Annotated in this window: 17 protein-coding genes; 16 read left to right on the forward strand and 1 reads right to left on the reverse strand. The window is 34.3% G+C overall.

What is annotated here, in order from left to right:
- The first annotated feature begins 277 nt into the window (after nucleotides 1-277).
- The 16 genes from DER71_RS10340 (at nucleotide 278) to sigH (ending at nucleotide 16,263) form a co-directional block, all read left to right on the forward strand.
- The gene (locus DER71_RS10340) at nucleotides 278-748 is read left to right on the forward strand and encodes a CtsR family transcriptional regulator (RefSeq protein WP_114458851.1); all 471 of its coding nucleotides are present in this window, start codon (nucleotides 278-280) and stop codon (nucleotides 746-748) included.
- Nucleotides 748-1,281, forward strand: coding sequence for a UvrB/UvrC motif-containing protein (locus DER71_RS10345; RefSeq protein WP_233487055.1), 534 nt, complete (start codon nucleotides 748-750; stop codon nucleotides 1,279-1,281). The genes DER71_RS10340 and DER71_RS10345 overlap by 1 nt, the downstream gene beginning before the upstream one ends.
- Before the next feature lie 2 nt (nucleotides 1,282-1,283).
- Nucleotides 1,284-2,315, forward strand: a complete 1,032-nt coding sequence (locus DER71_RS10350) for a protein arginine kinase (RefSeq protein ID WP_114458853.1) — start codon at nucleotides 1,284-1,286, stop codon at nucleotides 2,313-2,315.
- A gap of 15 nt (nucleotides 2,316-2,330) precedes the next feature.
- Nucleotides 2,331-4,751 carry an ATP-dependent Clp protease ATP-binding subunit gene (locus DER71_RS10355; protein WP_114458854.1) on the forward strand — a complete coding sequence of 807 codons (2,421 nt, stop codon included), beginning with the start codon at nucleotides 2,331-2,333 and terminating at the stop codon, nucleotides 4,749-4,751.
- 120 nt (nucleotides 4,752-4,871) lie between these two features.
- A complete protein-coding gene (radA, locus tag DER71_RS10360) occupies nucleotides 4,872-6,245 on the forward strand; it encodes a DNA repair protein RadA (protein WP_114458855.1) in 1,374 nt (457 codons plus the stop codon).
- A 12-nt stretch (nucleotides 6,246-6,257) separates the two neighbouring features.
- Nucleotides 6,258-7,340, forward strand: a complete 1,083-nt coding sequence (gene disA / locus DER71_RS10365; protein WP_114458856.1) for a DNA integrity scanning diadenylate cyclase DisA — start codon at nucleotides 6,258-6,260, stop codon at nucleotides 7,338-7,340.
- A gap of 89 nt (nucleotides 7,341-7,429) precedes the next feature.
- The gene (locus tag DER71_RS10370; protein ID WP_114458857.1) at nucleotides 7,430-7,930 is read left to right on the forward strand and encodes a CarD family transcriptional regulator; all 501 of its coding nucleotides are present in this window, start codon (nucleotides 7,430-7,432) and stop codon (nucleotides 7,928-7,930) included.
- A 37-nt stretch (nucleotides 7,931-7,967) separates the two neighbouring features.
- A complete protein-coding gene (locus DER71_RS10375) occupies nucleotides 7,968-9,065 on the forward strand; it encodes a PIN/TRAM domain-containing protein (protein ID WP_114458858.1) in 1,098 nt (365 codons plus the stop codon).
- A gap of 15 nt (nucleotides 9,066-9,080) precedes the next feature.
- Nucleotides 9,081-9,767, forward strand: coding sequence for a 2-C-methyl-D-erythritol 4-phosphate cytidylyltransferase (gene ispD, locus DER71_RS10380; protein WP_114458859.1), 687 nt, complete (start codon nucleotides 9,081-9,083; stop codon nucleotides 9,765-9,767).
- Nucleotides 9,768-10,301 carry a 2-C-methyl-D-erythritol 2,4-cyclodiphosphate synthase gene (gene ispF / locus DER71_RS10385; protein WP_114458860.1) on the forward strand — a complete coding sequence of 178 codons (534 nt, stop codon included), beginning with the start codon at nucleotides 9,768-9,770 and terminating at the stop codon, nucleotides 10,299-10,301.
- On the forward strand, nucleotides 10,288-11,079 hold the full coding sequence (locus DER71_RS10390) for a HutP family protein (RefSeq protein WP_114458861.1): 792 nt from the start codon (nucleotides 10,288-10,290) through the stop codon (nucleotides 11,077-11,079). Before ispF ends, DER71_RS10390 begins: the two co-directional genes overlap by 14 nt.
- A 33-nt stretch (nucleotides 11,080-11,112) precedes the next feature.
- Nucleotides 11,113-12,582, forward strand: coding sequence for a glutamate--tRNA ligase (gltX, locus tag DER71_RS10395; RefSeq protein ID WP_114458862.1), 1,470 nt, complete (start codon nucleotides 11,113-11,115; stop codon nucleotides 12,580-12,582).
- Between the two features lie 63 nt (nucleotides 12,583-12,645).
- Entirely contained in the window at nucleotides 12,646-14,109 is a 1,464-nt protein-coding gene (cysS, locus tag DER71_RS10400; protein WP_114458863.1) for a cysteine--tRNA ligase, read from the forward strand.
- Between the two features lies 1 nt (nucleotide 14,110).
- On the forward strand, nucleotides 14,111-14,806 hold the full coding sequence (thyX, locus tag DER71_RS10405; protein ID WP_114458864.1) for an FAD-dependent thymidylate synthase: 696 nt from the start codon (nucleotides 14,111-14,113) through the stop codon (nucleotides 14,804-14,806).
- A gap of 4 nt (nucleotides 14,807-14,810) precedes the next feature.
- Nucleotides 14,811-15,545 carry a 23S rRNA (guanosine(2251)-2'-O)-methyltransferase RlmB gene (rlmB, locus tag DER71_RS10410; protein ID WP_114458865.1) on the forward strand — a complete coding sequence of 245 codons (735 nt, stop codon included), beginning with the start codon at nucleotides 14,811-14,813 and terminating at the stop codon, nucleotides 15,543-15,545.
- 58 nt (nucleotides 15,546-15,603) lie between these two features.
- A complete protein-coding gene (gene sigH / locus DER71_RS10415) occupies nucleotides 15,604-16,263 on the forward strand; it encodes an RNA polymerase sporulation sigma factor SigH (protein WP_114458866.1) in 660 nt (219 codons plus the stop codon).
- A 13-nt stretch (nucleotides 16,264-16,276) separates the two neighbouring features.
- Here sigH and DER71_RS12560 read toward each other — a convergent pair.
- Nucleotides 16,277-16,468 (reverse strand): hypothetical protein (locus DER71_RS12560; protein WP_369834971.1); only part of this gene is annotated, 192 nt, incomplete at its 5' end.

Here is a 16,468-nt window from a genome sequence, read left to right on the forward strand (position 1 = left end):
CCAAGTATGGCAGAAGAAAAGAAAGAAAAGCTCTACTCAAATTGGAAGCGCGCTGTAGAAAGAGCTCAGGGTTGGTCAGAAGAATAAAATAGTTTCCAGAATTACAATGGTAAGATTTTAATTTTACTAAAAAACGAATATATGCTCAAAACCGGCAAAGGAAGTTAAGTTTTGCCGGTTTTTTTTATAAAAATAGGGAAAAAAACTTGCATTTTTTCATAAATATTGTATTATATAATAAAAGGTCAAGAATAGTCAAAGACAGGAGGCGATTATTATGGCAAGTTTATCCGATCAAATAGAAAATTATTTAAGGCAGCAGTTAAATAAGTATAAAGGACGAGTTAAGATTAAAAGAAATCAGCTTGCTGATAACTTTGACTGTGCTCCTTCACAGATTAATTATGTTTTAGATACAAGATTTACAGTAGAAAAAGGATATGTTGTAGAAAGTCAGCGTGGTGGAGGTGGATTTATTAGGATTATTCGAGTGAAGCTGAATTCCAGCAAAAAGGTTATACAGCAGATAATATCAAATCTAAAGGATGAACCAATAAGTCAAAAAGAGGCAGAAGGAATTATAAATAGGCTGTATGAAAATGATTTTATTTCTAAAAGAGAGTATTATTTGATGAAGATGGTAGTACACAGAGATGTAATAGGCATCAGTCTGCCGGAAAGAGATTATTTGCGGTCCAGACTGATGGAAAATATGCTTGAAGTTATTTTTAAAGTGGAGGAGGATTAATGATGCTCTGTGATCGATGTAAAAAAAATGAAGCAGTTGTTTATTTGACTAAAATTGTAAATGGACATAAACAGGAACTGCATTTATGTGAAAAATGCGCAGAGGAGACAGGACACATTAATTTTGCTCCGGATAACAATCTGAGTTTTCAGAAATTTTTATCAGGAGTTTTAAACTCACATCTATTTGAAAATGAAAAGGAGATTAAAGATAATAATAACAGTAAGAGTAGGAAAGTATGCAGCAGATGTGGATCCAGTTTTGAAGAATTTTCTCAAAAAGGTCTTTTTGGTTGTGCTGAATGTTATGATGCTTTTTCAGAGAAACTTGAACCGTTGATGAAAAGAATTCATGGAAGTACCTATCATTCTGGTAAAATCCCAAGAAAAATTAGAGATACAGTTAAATACAGAAGAGATATCAATAAATTAAAAAAATTGATGGATGAAGCTGTTGCAGAGGAAAATTTTGAAAAGGCAGCTGAAATTAGAGATAAAATCCGTGTAATAAAAAACAGCATGGAGGAAGATTAAAGATGAATAAAGTAAAAGAATTTAATAATCCGCTGATTGGAAAAGGGCCAGAAAAAGATGTTGTGGTCAGCAGCAGGATTAGACTTGCAAGAAATTTAGAAAATTTTCTTTTTCCAAATAAAGCTGATAGAAAAACAAGAAGTGAAATTATTGCTTTTTTAAAAAATAATGTAGAAGTTTTTTCTTCTGATGATTATATGTTTATGAAAATGGACCAGCTTGATAATATTGAAAAAGAGCTGCTTTATGAAAAAAATTTTATTAGTGCTGAACATGCAAGGGAAAATAGTGAAAGAGCTTTAGTTATAAATGACAATATAAGTGTAATGATAAATGAAGAAGATCACCTGAGAATACAGATTATATCTCCTGGATTAAATTTTAATGAATTATGGGAAAAAATTGATTTGCTTGATGATAAAATAGAAGAAGATGTTGATTATGCATTTTCCGAAAAATTGGGTTATTTAACCTCATGTCCGACAAATGTTGGTACAGGTTTGAGAGCTTCAGCAATGTGTCATCTACCTGCTCTAACTTTAACCGGGAGATTAAGAAATATTTTGGGAGCAATAGGAAAATTTGGTTTAACAGTTAGAGGTGTTTATGGCGAAGGAAGCAGTTCCAGTGGTGGTCTTTATCAGATTTCAAATCAAATAACATTGGGTCATTCTGAAAAAGAAATAATTGAAAATTTATACAGCATATTGGGCCATATAATTTATGAGGAAAGAAAAAGCAGACAGCTTTTAATTAATAATAAATATGATAATATAAAAGATAGTGTTCAGAGATCTTTAGGAATTTTAAAATATTCGCATCAAATTGAAGAGGAAGAAGCTTTAAAACTATTGGCAAAAGTTAAATTTGGACATGATACAGGTTTAATTGAAAAAGGAGATGTAGAAAATGATTTTTTCAGTGATTTATTAATTAATGTAAGGCCAGCTCACTTACAAATTAGTGAAGAAAATATTGATCAAGAAAATTTGAATATCATTAGATCAGAAGTAATTAAAAATAAATTGATATAAGGGAGAGTGAAGAGAATGTTTGCAAAATTTACTGAAAGAGCTAGAAAAGTTCTCAGTCTGGCTGAAAAAGGAGCTTTAGATTTAAAGCACAGCTATGTAGGTACAGAGCATATTTTGTATGGGCTTATAAAAGAAGGTCAGGGAATAGCAGCTCGTGCCTTAATTGACAATAATATTAGTGTAGAAAATGTTAGAGAAAAGATAATTGAAATGATTGGTGAAGGCAAAAATGAAGTGAATGGATCTATTGGTCTGACTCCCAGAAGTAAAAAAGTGTTAAATCTGGCTATGGATGAAGCAAGAAAAATGGGGCATAATTATATAGGTACAGAACACCTTCTTTTGGGATTAATTAGAGAAGGAGAGGGTGTTGCAGTAAGAATACTAATAGAATTAAACAGTGATTTAGAAAATATAAAAGAAGAAATAGTGGATTTACTTGGCGGTAAAGACAATCTGAAGAAAAAATCAAAATCATCAAAAAGAAAAACAAACAATCTGGATGAATACAGCCGAGATTTAACAGAAATGGCCAGGGAAAACAAGTTAGATCCTGTTATTGGGAGAGATAAAGAAATTCATAGAGTAATACAGGTATTGAGCAGAAGGACCAAAAATAATCCGGTTTTAATTGGAGAACCGGGAGTTGGTAAAACTGCGATAGTTGAAGGGTTGGCACAGATGATTATTAGTGAAAATGTACCAGAACTTCTTTTAGACAAAAGAGTTGTTTCTCTTGATTTAAGTGCTCTTGTTGCCGGTTCAAAATATCGGGGTGAATTTGAACAGAGGTTAAAGTCAGTAATGAATGAAATTATCAATAGTGGTGATATAATATTATTTATTGATGAGATGCACACACTTGTAGGAGCAGGAGCAGCAGAAGGTGCAATAGATGCAGCAAATATTTTGAAACCTGCTCTGGCACGGGGAGAACTTCAGGCTGTTGGTGCAACTACACTTGATGAATACAGAAAATATATAGAAAAAGATGCTGCATTAGAAAGACGTTTTCAGTCTATTTTAATTGAAGAAAATACTACAGAACAGGCAATAGATATTCTTAAAGGTTTAAGAGATCCATATGAAGCACACCATAAAGTTAAAATCAGTGATGAAGCATTAGAGTCTGCAGTTCTGCTTTCTCACAGATATATTTCAGATCGTTTTCTGCCTGATAAAGCTATAGATTTAATAGATGAGGCAGCATCTAAAGTGCGCCTCAGCAGTAATACCAGGCCGAAAGAATTTAAAGAGCTTAATAAAAAAATAGAAGAGGCTGAAAAAGAAAAAGAAGCAGCTGTAAAAAATCAGGAGTTTGAAAAAGCAGCTAGAATGAGAGATAAAGAAAAAGAGCTAAAAAAAGAAATGGAAGAACTAAAAAACAGCTGGGAACAAAAAAAGGGAATGACAGAATCTGTTGTAACACCTGAAGATATAGCAGAAATAGTATCCAGCTGGACAGGTATACCTGTCACAAAACTTGAAGAAGAAGAAACATCGCGTCTAATGCGGCTGGAAGATGAACTTCACAAAAGGGTAATAGGGCAGGATGAAGCAATCAAGGCTGTTTCTGAAGCAGTAAGAAGAGCCAGAGCTGGATTAAAAGATCCTAAAAGACCAATTGGTTCATTTATTTTTTTAGGACCTACAGGTGTTGGTAAAACAGAACTTGCAAGAACACTGGCCGAAGCAATGTTTAATGATGAAGATGCAATGATTAGAATAGATATGTCTGAATATATGGAGAAACATTCAGTTTCAAGACTTGTAGGATCACCTCCAGGCTATATAGGTCATGATGAAGGTGGACAGCTTACTGAACCGGTAAGAAGAAGGCCATATTCTGTAATTCTATTTGATGAGATAGAAAAAGCACATCCAGATGTATTTAATGTACTGCTCCAAATTCTGGAAGATGGAGTTTTAACAGATACACATGGACGAAAAGTGGACTTTAAAAACACAATAGTAATAATGACTTCAAATGTTGGTGCGGACTTTATAGAAAAGCAGTCTCAGCTTGGTTTTAAAGCAGAATTTGATGAAAAGGCTGATTATGAATCTATGAAAGACAATGTAATGTCTCAGTTGAGAAGAACATTTAGACCTGAATTTTTGAACCGCCTTGATGAAACAATAGTATTCCACTCCCTCAGTAAAGATCATATAAAAGAAATTGTTGATTTAATGCTTGACGATTTAAGAAAACGCCTGGAAGAAAAATCTATTAAAATTGAAGTAACAGAAAAAGCTAAAATTAAGCTAGCTGAAGATGGATATGATGCAGAATTTGGTGCTAGACCTCTGCGCAGAACAATACAAAAACAGATTGAGAATCCATTATCAATAAAAATACTCGATAAAGAAATAGAAGAAGGCAGTAAAGTGGAGATAGATTATGATGGAAATGAACTTAAATTTACAAAAAAATAATGGTCAGCATAGTTCATATTAAGTACGCAGATAGCTTGTAAAAAGTTGTAAAAAATGATATAATTATATGGAAACAGAAGTTATTTAAAGAAAAAATTATCTATTCAGGAGTACAGATATATGGCTAAAGAAAAAAGATATTATGTTTGCAAAGAATGTGGATATAAATCAGTTAATTGGATGGGAAGATGTTCCAGCTGTGGAAACTGGAATACTTTTGTAGAAAAAATTGAAGATCCAAAAAATAAAAAAACAAGAATAGAAATTGGAGTAAAAGAAAACAATGAGCCTCTTCCTATAACTAAAATTGCTGCAGTAGAAAAACAGCGCCTTACGAGTGGCATTGAAGAATTGGACAGAGTTTTAGGAGGGGGAATTGTAGCTGGTTCTCTAGTTTTGCTTGGTGGAGCCCCTGGTATTGGTAAATCAACACTGATACTTCAGGTGGCTTCTCTTTTTAGTGAAAAATATGGAAAAACTCTTTATTTTTCTGGAGAAGAATCGGCTCAGCAGTTAAAAATGCGTGCAGAAAGATTGAAATGTGTTAATGATAATCTAAATATTTTTACTGAAACTGATTATACTCTGTTTGAAAATCACCTGTCAGAAAATCAGGATTACAGTTTTATTGTTGTTGATTCTATTCAGACTGTGCATATACCAGAAAAAGATTCTGCACCTGGAAATATGGCACAGGTAAAAGAGATTACATCACGGCTTTTAAAACTGGCAAAAACAACTGGAATACCAATTGTTTTAATTGGTCATGTAACAAAAGAAGGAGAGCTGGCCGGACCTAGAGTAATGGAACATTTAGTTGATACTGTACTTCAATTTGAAGGAGATAATTATCATATGTACAGAATGCTCAGAGCAAGAAAAAATCGCTTTGGATCTACCAATGAAATTGGTGTTTTTGAGATGACCTCTTCAGGAATAGAGGAAGTTAAAAATCCGTCCAGTTTTTTTATTAATGAAAGGCTTGAAGGAGTTTCAGGTTCTATAGTTGTGCCTGTTTTGGAAGGGAGCAGAACACTTCTTGTAGAAGTTCAATCTCTTGTTACAGATGCTGCTTTTTCTTCTCCACAGCGGCTGACAACAGGTGTGAATTACAAAAGGGTATCACTGCTGCTTGCGGTATTGGAGAAACGTCTGGGAGTAAATTTTAGAGATCAGGATGTTAATGTCAATATTACAGGTGGTTTATCGGTTGAAGAACCTGGACTTGATCTCGGTATTGCAGCGGCTATAATTTCCAGTTATAGAGATATTGCTTTAAATAATAAGATGGCTGTGGTTGGAGAAATTGGCCTTGCTGGTGAAGTTCGAGCAGTTGGACAGATAGAAAAAAGAATTAATGAATTAAAAAAAATTGGCTTTAAACATATTATTATCCCCGAAGCCAGTCTTGATAAAATTGAATTTAATCCAGAAACCACAATAGATGGGATAAAAAATATAAATGAATTTATAAAAATAATTTTTAATAAATAGTGAGGTGAAGAGATGGAACAGTATGACGAAAAACTGCTGGATATTTTGAAAATATTAGCACCAGGTACAGATTTTAGAGAAGGCCTGGAAAATATACTTCGTGCACAGACAGGAGCTCTTCTGATTGTTGGAGATAGTGAGGAGACACTTTCTCTGGTTAACGATGGTTTTGAGATTAATACTTCTTTTACACCAACTAAACTATATGAACTTGCCAAAATGGATGGAGCCATTGTACTTGACCGTGATGCGGAAAAGATACTGGTTGCAAATGCTCAGCTTATTCCTGATCCAACTATACCATCTACTGAGACAGGCACCAGACACAAAACTGCAGAAAGAGTTGCAAAACAGACCGGAGAACTTGTAATAGCTATTTCGGAAAGAAGATCCATAATAACTATTTATAAAGCAGATTATAAACATATTTTAGAAGATATAGGGGTAATACTAACAAAAGCCAACCAGGCAGTTCAGACTCTGGAAAAATACCGCTCTGTTTTTGATCAGGCGTTAACAAATTTAAGTGCTCTGGAGTTTGAAGATCTAGTTACAATTTCAGATGTGGTAACAGTAATACAGAGAACAGAGATGGTTTTGAAAATTCAGCGTGAGATTGAAAAATATATTTCTGAACTGGGTACAGAAGGCAGATTGATAAAAATGCAGCTTGAAGAACTTGTTACAAATGTAAAAGAAGAGGGAATTTTGCTGATTAAAGATTATATTGCTGAAGCAAAAGATGATGAGGAACAGCCCAAACCAGAAAATCTGTTGGAAGAGTTGACTGACTGGTCTTCAGATGAAATACTTACTTTAAACACTATAAGCAAAGCACTGGGATACAGCGGTAGTGTTAATGCACTTGATCAGTCAATTTCACCGAGGGGATACAGGATTCTCCGCAAAATACCTCGACTGCCGATGCCGGTTATAGAAAATTTAGTAGAACATTTTGATAAACTGCAGGAAGTGATCAGGGCATCAGTAGATGAACTGGATGATGTAGATGGAATTGGAGAAGTAAGGGCACAGGCTATTAAGGATGGTTTGAGGAGATTAAGAGATCAGGTTCTGCTGGACAGACATATATAACATAAATTTATGAGATTGACGGGTAAAATAGTGGATGTTATAATTATATTATGGTATTTTGTTGCTTTTATTAAAGAGGAGTGGATCATATGTATAAAATAGGTGATAAAGTCGTCTATCCTAATCATGGTGCAGGTACTATTGTTTCCATAGAGACTAAAACTATATTAGATGAAAAAAAAGAGTATTATATAATGAAACTTCCAATTGGGGAAATGAAGGTAATGATCCCGGTAGAGAAAGTTGATGAGATAGGAATTAGACGAGTAATTGATGAGCAGACAGCAGATGAGGTTTTTGATCTGCTGAGAGGTGATAAAAGCAAAATGTCACAGAATTGGAATCGGAGATACAGGGCCAATATGGAAAAACTTAAAACAGGCGATATTTTTGAAGTTGGGGAAGTAGTACGTAATTTGACTATTAGAGATCAGGAAAAAGGTCTTTCTACAGGAGAAAAGAAAATGCTCAGCAATGCAAGACAGATTTTAATTAGTGAACTGGTTCTTGCAAAAGATATGTCAAAAGAGGATATTCAGGAAAAACTAGATAAACTTTTTGCTGAACATGAAGAGGATAATGAAGAGTAACAATTATAACTAAACAGATGGAAAAGGAGGTGATATAATGTTAAAAAAAATTATGAGAGTTATTTTTGGTATTTTTGGTGGAATTATAGGATATAATCTTGTATATGTATTTTCCCTTGCCAGTGATTATAAATTTAGCTGGCAGAATTGGAATGATTTATTTTTAACCACACAATTTCTCGGTATAGTAATTGGAACTGCTACCGGGTTTTTTCTTATCTATTATATTTTAGAAAGATCTCTTTCTCTTATTGCAGGATTTGAAATAAAGTTAAAAGAAATAACCTGGAAAAAAATAATAATTGGAATTATTGGACTTATAATTGGTCTTATTTTTGGTGCTATTATAAATTTTGTTTTTTCGATTCCTAAAATTCCAAGAGTCGGAATGCCTATTCAGATTCTTATTAATGTTACTTTCACCTACATGGGTTTTGCACTTGCTTTAAACAGGGAAAAAGATATCAGCAAATTTTTGTTTGACAGCAGTAAAAATAGCATGGAATATATGCAGAATAAAAACAGCAGCAGTGATAAAATTCTCGATACTAGTGTAATAATTGATGGAAGAATTTATGATATATGTAAAACTGATTTTATAGAAGGTAAATTAATAATTCCAGAATTTGTATTAGAAGAACTCAGACATATTGCAGATTCTTCAGATGCACTAAAAAGAAATAGAGGTAGAAGAGGTCTGGATATATTAAAAAAGATGCAGAATACTGCAAAGATTGATGTTAAAATAGTAGAAAAAGATTTTGAAGAAATTGCAGAAGTTGACAGCAAACTTGTCAGATTAGCACAAATTATTGATGCTAAAATACTTACTAATGATTATAACCTAAATAAAGTTGCTGACCTTCAAGGTGTTGTTGTATTAAATATAAATGAGCTGGCAAATGCAGTAAAACCAGTGGTCTTACCTGGAGAAGAAATGGATGTAAAAGTTATTAAAAAAGGTAAAGAAGATGGGCAGGGTGTTGCCTATTTAGATGATGGCACTATGATAGTAATTGAGGAAGGTGTTAAATATATGGGTGATAATATTTCAGTACTTGTTACCAGTGTACTGCAGACTGCAGCAGGGAGAATGATTTTTGCTAAACCTAAAGTTAATGAAAATGCAATGTAGAAAGAGTGAAAAGCTATGGAGAAAATAGGAATCGTAATACCGGCCGCAGGACAGGGCCGCCGAATGAATAGAGAAATAAATAAGCAGTATCTACAGCTTGGCTCAAAACCTATTTTGTACCATACTTTAAAAGCTTTTGTTGACTGGGGAAAAGCTGCAGAAATAGTTGTAGTACTGCATCCGGATGAAAAAAATTTTTTTCAGCAAAAAATTCAACCCTTTTTTTTGAAAAGGGATATAAATTTAACAATGGTAGAAGGTGGAAAGACAAGAAAAGATTCAGTTTATAATGGATTGTGTGGATTCAGTCAGACTGTCGAATATGTAATGGTTCATGATGGAGCAAGACCTCTGCTCAGTGTTGAATTGATTGAAAGGTGCTATGTAGAGGTTTTGAAACATGATGCAGTTACATGTGGAGTAAAGGTAAAAGATACTGTAAAAATAGTAAAAGATGGATTTGTAGTTGAAACTCTGGAAAGAGAAAAGTTATCTGCAATACAGACACCACAGGCATTCAAAAAAGATTTAATAATAAATGCACATAAGGACTTTGAACGGGATACAGCACTTGATGATGCATCAATAGTAGAAGAATATGGGCACAGCGTTTTTGTAGTTAATGGAGAATACAATAATTTTAAAATAACTACACCTGAAGACCTATTTCAGGCAGAACTGGTTATAAGGGAGCGAAGATAATTGTTTAAAGTTGGATTTGCTTATGACAGTCACAAGTTTTCTTCAGACAGAAAACTCATAATAGGTGGAGTAGTGATTCCATCAACAAAAGGGCTTATGGGACATTCAGATGCAGATGTGCTTACACATGCACTAATGGATGCACTTTTAGGTGCTTTAGCTGAAGGAGATATTGGAAAGTATTTTCCAGATGATGATCCACAGTATAAAGATATCAGCAGTCTAAAACTGCTCAGAACTGTAGTAGAGAGAGTGGAGAGTTCTGGTTATGTAATTAACAATTGTGATTTAACTCTGGTAGCAGAAAAACCCAAAATTTATCCCTATAGTGATAAAATAATAGAATCACTCAGCAGGGAAATGAATATCAAAAAAAATAAAATAAATCTTAAAGGAACAACCAATGAAAAAATGGGTTTTATAGGTAGAGGAGAAGGTATTGCTGCATATGCAGTGGTAAGTATTGTTGAGAAGGAAATTTTTTATTTTTTTCAGAGGGTTGGCAAAGAAGGGAGCAGATATGATGTTAGTTAAAGATATCATGACTGAAGGTCCGATTACAGTAGAACCGACTACGACTATACTGGAAGCAGAAAAGATACTTTCCATTAATAAAATAGGACGTCTGCTGGTTGTAGAAGATGATAAACTGGTTGGAATACTCACAGATGGTGATATAATTTCGGAAAAGGATTTAAAGGCTGCAGTAAAAGAATTTATGTCAGTAGATTTAATAACTATAAAAACAGATAATACAGTACAGGAAGCAGCTAAAGTTTTATCTGATAATAGAATTGGCGGTCTGCCTGTTTTTGATGGAAAGGGAAATTTAGTTGGTGTAGTCACAGCCGAAGATATTGTTTATGGTTATTTGAAAGATGAAGAAGAAGAAATGGCAATGGAAAAGAAAACTATTACTCCAGAAAGCTCTGCTATTTATCTTGCAATGACACGGAGCAGAGATTATGAATCATACTGGTTAAAAAAGATTGAAGGATATGGGTACAGAGGAGCAATTACTCAGACCGGTGCTAATGCCGAAAAGCTGCCGATTAAACTTCGTGAGAGTACAACAGTTGCAGCAATTGCCCGAGGAGTAATTAGCGAAAATTCCCGAGAAAAAATGGCTATCTCCAATGCAGTTAAAGATGCTTACAGTCAGCTGGCTCTAATTAATCCAGGTCTTGGCGGAGGTTTTAAAATTGCTGTAGTTAGAGGAGAAGGACATATTTCAGCAGCCATATTTGGACGTTTTGGTCATGCTCTGGTAGATGGTCCAGAACAGCTGACAGTTGGAACAAGTGTTATATAAAAATAATAGGAGATAATTAGGAGGAATAATTTTATGAATGATATAAGGCTGCGCTTCCCACCCAGTCCAACAGGAAAAATTCATATTGGTAATATGAGGACTGCACTTTTTAACTGGATTGTTGCCAGGCAGAAAGGCGGAAAACTTGTTCTCAGAATAGAAGATACTGATCAGGCAAGATCAACAAAAGAATTTGAAGATATAATACTGCGGGAAATGCAGTGGCTGGGCTTGGATGCAGATGAAGGTGTTGGTATTGGTGGTGATTATGGACCATACAGACAGACTGAAAGAATTGATATATATAAAGAATATGCAGAAAAGCTGCTTGAAGAAGGAAAAGCCTATCACTGCTACTGTACACAGAAAGAACTGGAAGAAATGAGGGAAAAAGCACTGGCAGAAGATAGAATGCCGCGTTATGATGGTTCATGCAGAAATTTAACAGAAGAAGAAAAAGAAAAATTTCGTCAGGAAGGAAGAGAACCTGTTATAAGGTTTCGCCTTCCTGATAAAAAGGAAGATATAATTGTCAGAGATTTGATCAGAGGTGATGTCAAGTTTAACAGTTCTGTACTGGATGATTTTATTATCTTTAAATCAGATGGTATGCCTACATATAACTTTGCTGTAGTAATTGATGATGCTCTGATGAAGATTTCTCATGTTATTAGAGGAGAAGATCATCTTTCCAATACTCCAAAACAGATTCTTCTTTACAGATCTCTCGGGTTTGATCTGCCTAATTTTGCACATCTTCCTTTAATACTGGATGAAAACAGAGCAAAACTCAAAAAAAGAGGCAAAGATTCTGTCTATGTTGGGGAATTTAGAGAACAGGGATATCTTCCTGAAGCACTATTTAATTTTATGGCTCTATTGGGCTGGTCTCCCGGTGATGAAGAAATACTTTCACGTGAGGAAATTATTGAAAAGTTTTCGATTAAAAACGTTAATAAAAGTGGTGCGGTATTTGATAGAGATAAATTAAACTGGGTCAATGGAAAATATATTAGAGAAAGTGATCTTGATAGAATTGTTGATCTTTCTATACCTTTTCTTGTAAAAGCCGGTTTAATTGATGATAAACAAGCTGTTCAAGAAAGAGAATGGCTGAAAAAGGTTATCGATGAAGTTAGAACTTCTGTAGATTATCTTGCACAGATACCTGAAGAAGCTGAATTGTTTTTAACAGATATTGAATTTTCTGATAAGGAAAAGGCGGCTGAAGAATTTGCTGGAGAAGATGTGAGGCTTGTTTTTGAAACTCTAAAAGACAAACTTTATGCTTTAGAAAAGATTACACCAGAAGCAGTAGATAATATATTTAAAGAAATGAAAAATGAACTTCCTGTAAAAGCAAGAACAATTTATCACCCGGTTAGATTTGCCATAACCGCAAAAAAATCTGGCCCGGAAATGACTAGTGTTATTTCAATTTTTGGAGCTGATGAAGTTGCAAGAAGACTGGATTATGCACTTGAACTGGGTTCAGATAAATAAAAATAAAATGGGTCTTCCTCTTATTGAGTGAAGGCTCTTTTTTAAAGAGAGAGGGGTGTAAATATGCTGAGAGTGTACAATACTTTAAGCAGAGAAAAGGAAGTTTTTGAACCTGTAGAAGAAGGCCTTGTAAAGATGTATGTTTGTGGTCTTACAGTTCAAAATTATTCTCATATTGGGCATATCAGAAGTGCTATTAATTATGATGTAATTAGACGTTATTTAGAATATTTAGGTTTTGAAGTTCAATATATTTCTAATTTTACAGATATAAATGAAAAAATTGTTCTGCGTGCTGAAGAAGAAGGTATAACACCTGAAGAACTGGCCGATAAATATGCCAAAGCTTTTCTGGAAGATATTAAAGAACTTAATATAAGGCCTGCAGATATGTACCTCCGCGTCAGTGAAAACATTGATGAAATTATTGAGATGGTGCAAACTTTAGTTGAAAAAGGATATGCATATGAGGCTGATGGTAATGTCTATTTTAGTGTGGAAAGTTTTGAAGATTATGGTAAACTATCAGGTAGAACAATTGAAGATATGCAGGCTGGAGCCAGAATTGAAGTAAAAGAAGATAAAAGACATCCAATGGACTTTGCACTCTGGAAAAAAGTTGAACCTGGCAAAGGTTGGGAAAGTCCCTGGGGTGAAGGATGGCCGGGCTGGCATATAGAATGTTCTGCCATGTCTATGAAAAGGTTTGGTGCTACTTTTGATATACATGGAGGTGGAACAGATCTAATTTTTCCTCATCATGAAAATGAAATAGCTCAGTCAGAAGCATACAGTGGCAAAAAATTTGTTAAATACTGGCTGCATAATGGGACCGTTAATCTCAAAGGGGAAAAAATGTCCAAATCAGTTGGGAATTTTTTTACAACACGAGAGGTGTTGAAGCATTTCAGCGGAGAAATTGTACGATATTTTCTGCTGAGCAGACATTATGGAAGTCCTATTGATTTCAGCTTTGAACAGCTGGAAGAAGCCGAAACAGCTTATAAAAGATTAAGTAATACCAGAAAACAGCTGGCTGGAATACTGACCGGTCATATAGGTAATAATCAGGAAAATAAAGAAGCTAATAATAAATTTTCCAGAGCTATAAAAATAAGACAGGAAGAATTTGAAGAAGCTATGGATGATGATTTTAATACAGCCAGAACAATAGGAGTTATTCATGATTTTGCAGGAGACATAAATCGCTTTATAAATCGTACTGGATTTGAATTAAATGAGAAAAACTTTTCACTACTTAATGAAGCAGAAGAAGTGTTTATGCTGCTGGCAGATGTAATGGGTCTAGAATTTTCATCAGCTGAAAATTATGCAAATGACTCTGAACTTTTGAATTCACTGGTAGATATACTGCTTGATTTAAGAGAAAGTGCAAGAGAAGAAAAGGATTGGGAAAAAGCAGATCTCATTAGAGATCGATTAAAAGAAGTTGGTATTGTAGTAAAAGATACACCGCGCGGTCCTAAATGGGAAATTTCTTCTAAACTGAGAGATGAGGAGGTATGATATGGAAGTTAAAGCAAAAGCAGAATTAATTGATTATACAAAAAACCCAGAAAGAAATGTTGCAACTGCTGCAAGACTGTGTTATTCAAAAGATGGTGCAAAAGAACTACAAAAAAGAATGTCTGAAGAAGAAGTTAATAAATTAGTCAAAAAAGTGGTTGAAATGGGTCACCACTCAACATTAGAACATACTTATTTTTATTTTCATATAGTCTGCAGTCGAGTTACCAGTCATCAGCTTGTACGGCAGAGAATAGGCACTTCTTACAGTCAGAGATCGCAGAGATATGTTGTTGAAGATGAGTTTGATTATATTACTCCTCCTTCTATATCCAAAAACAAAAAAACAGCTGAAAAGTATCGAAGCTGGATGGAACAAGGGAAAGAGATCTATAAAGAAATGCTGGAAAATGACATCCCACCCGAAGATGCCCGTTTTGTACTTCCTACAGTAAAAACCAATTTAATGGTTTCATATAATGCTAGATCCCTTCATCATTTTTTTAGACTTCGCTGTTGTACAAGGGCACAATGGGAAATAAGAAGTATTGCAAACCAGATGTTAAAACAGGTAAAAGAAGTTGCCCCTGTTTTATTTGAAAAAGCAGGTTCTCCCTGTGTAACAGATGGTATATGTTCTGAAGGTGAGCTTAGCTGTGGTAAATTAGAAAGTTTGAAAAAAGAAAGAGGAGAATAAATTTATGGCTAGAATTGAAGGCAGGAATTCTGTTTATGAAGCTCTAAAAGGAAAAAGAAAAATCCATAGAATATTTATTCAGAATAATATATCCGGTGATAATATAGAGAAAATAAAAAAACTGGCTGAAGCAAAAAATATTTCTATAAATAGGATTTCAAAGTATAAATTAGATGAAACAGCTCTTTCCCATTCACATCAGGGTGTAATAGCAGAAGCTGATCCCCTTCCAGAATATACTTTAGGAGATTTATCAGCTGAAATAAAAGAAAAAGATAGTGACCCACTGGTGGTAATATTGGATGAAATTAAAGATCCACATAATTTTGGGGCCATTATAAGAACCGCCTATGCTGCTGGTGCAGATGCAGTTATATATCAGGAGAGGCGTGCTGCTGGCATAACACCGGTTGTTTTAAAATCATCTGCTGGTTCTGCCGAACATATACCTTTAATACAGGTTACAAATATTAATTATACAATTAAAGATCTAAAAGAGGAAGGTTTCTGGATAGCCGGTGCTGATGTTGGAGCTGATCAACTCCACTATGATGCTGATCTAAAAGGATCACTGGGTATAGTGATTGGGAGTGAAGGAAGTGGACTCAGGAGGTTAGTTAAAGAAAATTGTGATTTTTTAATAAAAATCCCTATGTTTTCTCAGCTTGGATCTTTAAATGCATCAGTTGCAGCAGGTATAATTCTCTATGAGGCTGTGCGTCAGAGATTGAAAAGATAATTCTTGACGAAGCCTTTTTAAACAAGTATAATAGTAATGTATAAGGAGGGGATTCTGGTTGAAAAGTAATGCTTATGAACTTGATTTTGATAATATAACTTTTGAAGAATATAAACAGATGGCCGATGATGAACTTATTGAACTGGTTCATCAGGGTGATGTAGAAGCTCAGGAAACCTTAATCAGGCGCTATAAGAATTTTGTTCTGGCTAAATCCAGATCTTATTTTCTTGTAGGTGCTGACCGGGAAGATATAGTTCAGGAAGGTATGATCGGTCTTTATAAAGCTGTACGAGATTATAAAATTGAACGTCTCGCTTCATTTAGAGCTTTTGCAGAACTCTGTATAACACGGCAGATTATTACCGCTATAAAAGCTGCAACACGCCAGAAACATCAGCCTCTGAACACATATGTTTCTTTAAACAAACCAATATATGACGAAGAATCAGATCGGACATTACTTGATGTACTTAAAGGTGGAAAGCTTTCTAATCCGGAAGTGCTTTTTATAAGTAATGAAACATATGATTTAATAGAAAAAGAAATATCAAGCATGTTAAGTGAACTGGAATTTGATGTATTACAGGAGTACCTTGAAGGGAAATCTTACCAAAAAATAGCTAATTCACTTGATAAGCATGTAAAATCCGTAGATAATGCTCTGCAGAGAGTAAAAAGAAAATTAGAAATATTTTTAGAAAAGCACAATATCTAGAAATATCTAATTTTTAATAAATTACTGCTGTCATTGACGGTAGAACAGCCTGCAGCTGACAGGCTTTTTTTGTGGGGTTTTTACCCGGGAATACGTAATACATACGAAGATATATTTTAAGGAGGACAAAAAAGATGGCAAAAAAGAAATTTGAAAGAACAAAACCACATGTTAACATAGGAACAATAGGACATGTTGACCATGG

Source organism: Halanaerobium sp. DL-01 (assembly GCF_003338615.1).
Lineage (GTDB): Bacteria > Bacillota > Halanaerobiia > Halanaerobiales > Halanaerobiaceae > QPJE01.

Excerpts from the sequence above, each read along its gene's own strand:
- DER71_RS10340 (WP_114458851.1), top strand. The coding sequence starts at position 278 with ATGGCAAGTTTATCCGATCAAATAGAAAATTATTTAAGGCAGCAGTTA.
- DER71_RS10345 (WP_233487055.1), top strand. The coding sequence starts at position 748 with ATGATGCTCTGTGATCGATGTAAAAAAAATGAAGCAGTTGTTTATTTG.
- DER71_RS10350 (WP_114458853.1), top strand. The coding sequence starts at position 1,284 with ATGAATAAAGTAAAAGAATTTAATAATCCGCTGATTGGAAAAGGGCCA.
- DER71_RS10355 (WP_114458854.1), top strand. The coding sequence starts at position 2,331 with ATGTTTGCAAAATTTACTGAAAGAGCTAGAAAAGTTCTCAGTCTGGCT.
- radA (WP_114458855.1), top strand. The coding sequence starts at position 4,872 with ATGGCTAAAGAAAAAAGATATTATGTTTGCAAAGAATGTGGATATAAA.
- disA (WP_114458856.1), top strand. The coding sequence starts at position 6,258 with ATGGAACAGTATGACGAAAAACTGCTGGATATTTTGAAAATATTAGCA.
- DER71_RS10370 (WP_114458857.1), top strand. The coding sequence starts at position 7,430 with ATGTATAAAATAGGTGATAAAGTCGTCTATCCTAATCATGGTGCAGGT.
- DER71_RS10375 (WP_114458858.1), top strand. The coding sequence starts at position 7,968 with ATGTTAAAAAAAATTATGAGAGTTATTTTTGGTATTTTTGGTGGAATT.
- ispD (WP_114458859.1), top strand. The coding sequence starts at position 9,081 with ATGGAGAAAATAGGAATCGTAATACCGGCCGCAGGACAGGGCCGCCGA.
- DER71_RS10390 (WP_114458861.1), top strand. The coding sequence starts at position 10,288 with ATGATGTTAGTTAAAGATATCATGACTGAAGGTCCGATTACAGTAGAA.
- gltX (WP_114458862.1), top strand. The coding sequence starts at position 11,113 with ATGAATGATATAAGGCTGCGCTTCCCACCCAGTCCAACAGGAAAAATT.
- cysS (WP_114458863.1), top strand. The coding sequence starts at position 12,646 with ATGCTGAGAGTGTACAATACTTTAAGCAGAGAAAAGGAAGTTTTTGAA.
- thyX (WP_114458864.1), top strand. The coding sequence starts at position 14,111 with ATGGAAGTTAAAGCAAAAGCAGAATTAATTGATTATACAAAAAACCCA.
- rlmB (WP_114458865.1), top strand. The coding sequence starts at position 14,811 with ATGGCTAGAATTGAAGGCAGGAATTCTGTTTATGAAGCTCTAAAAGGA.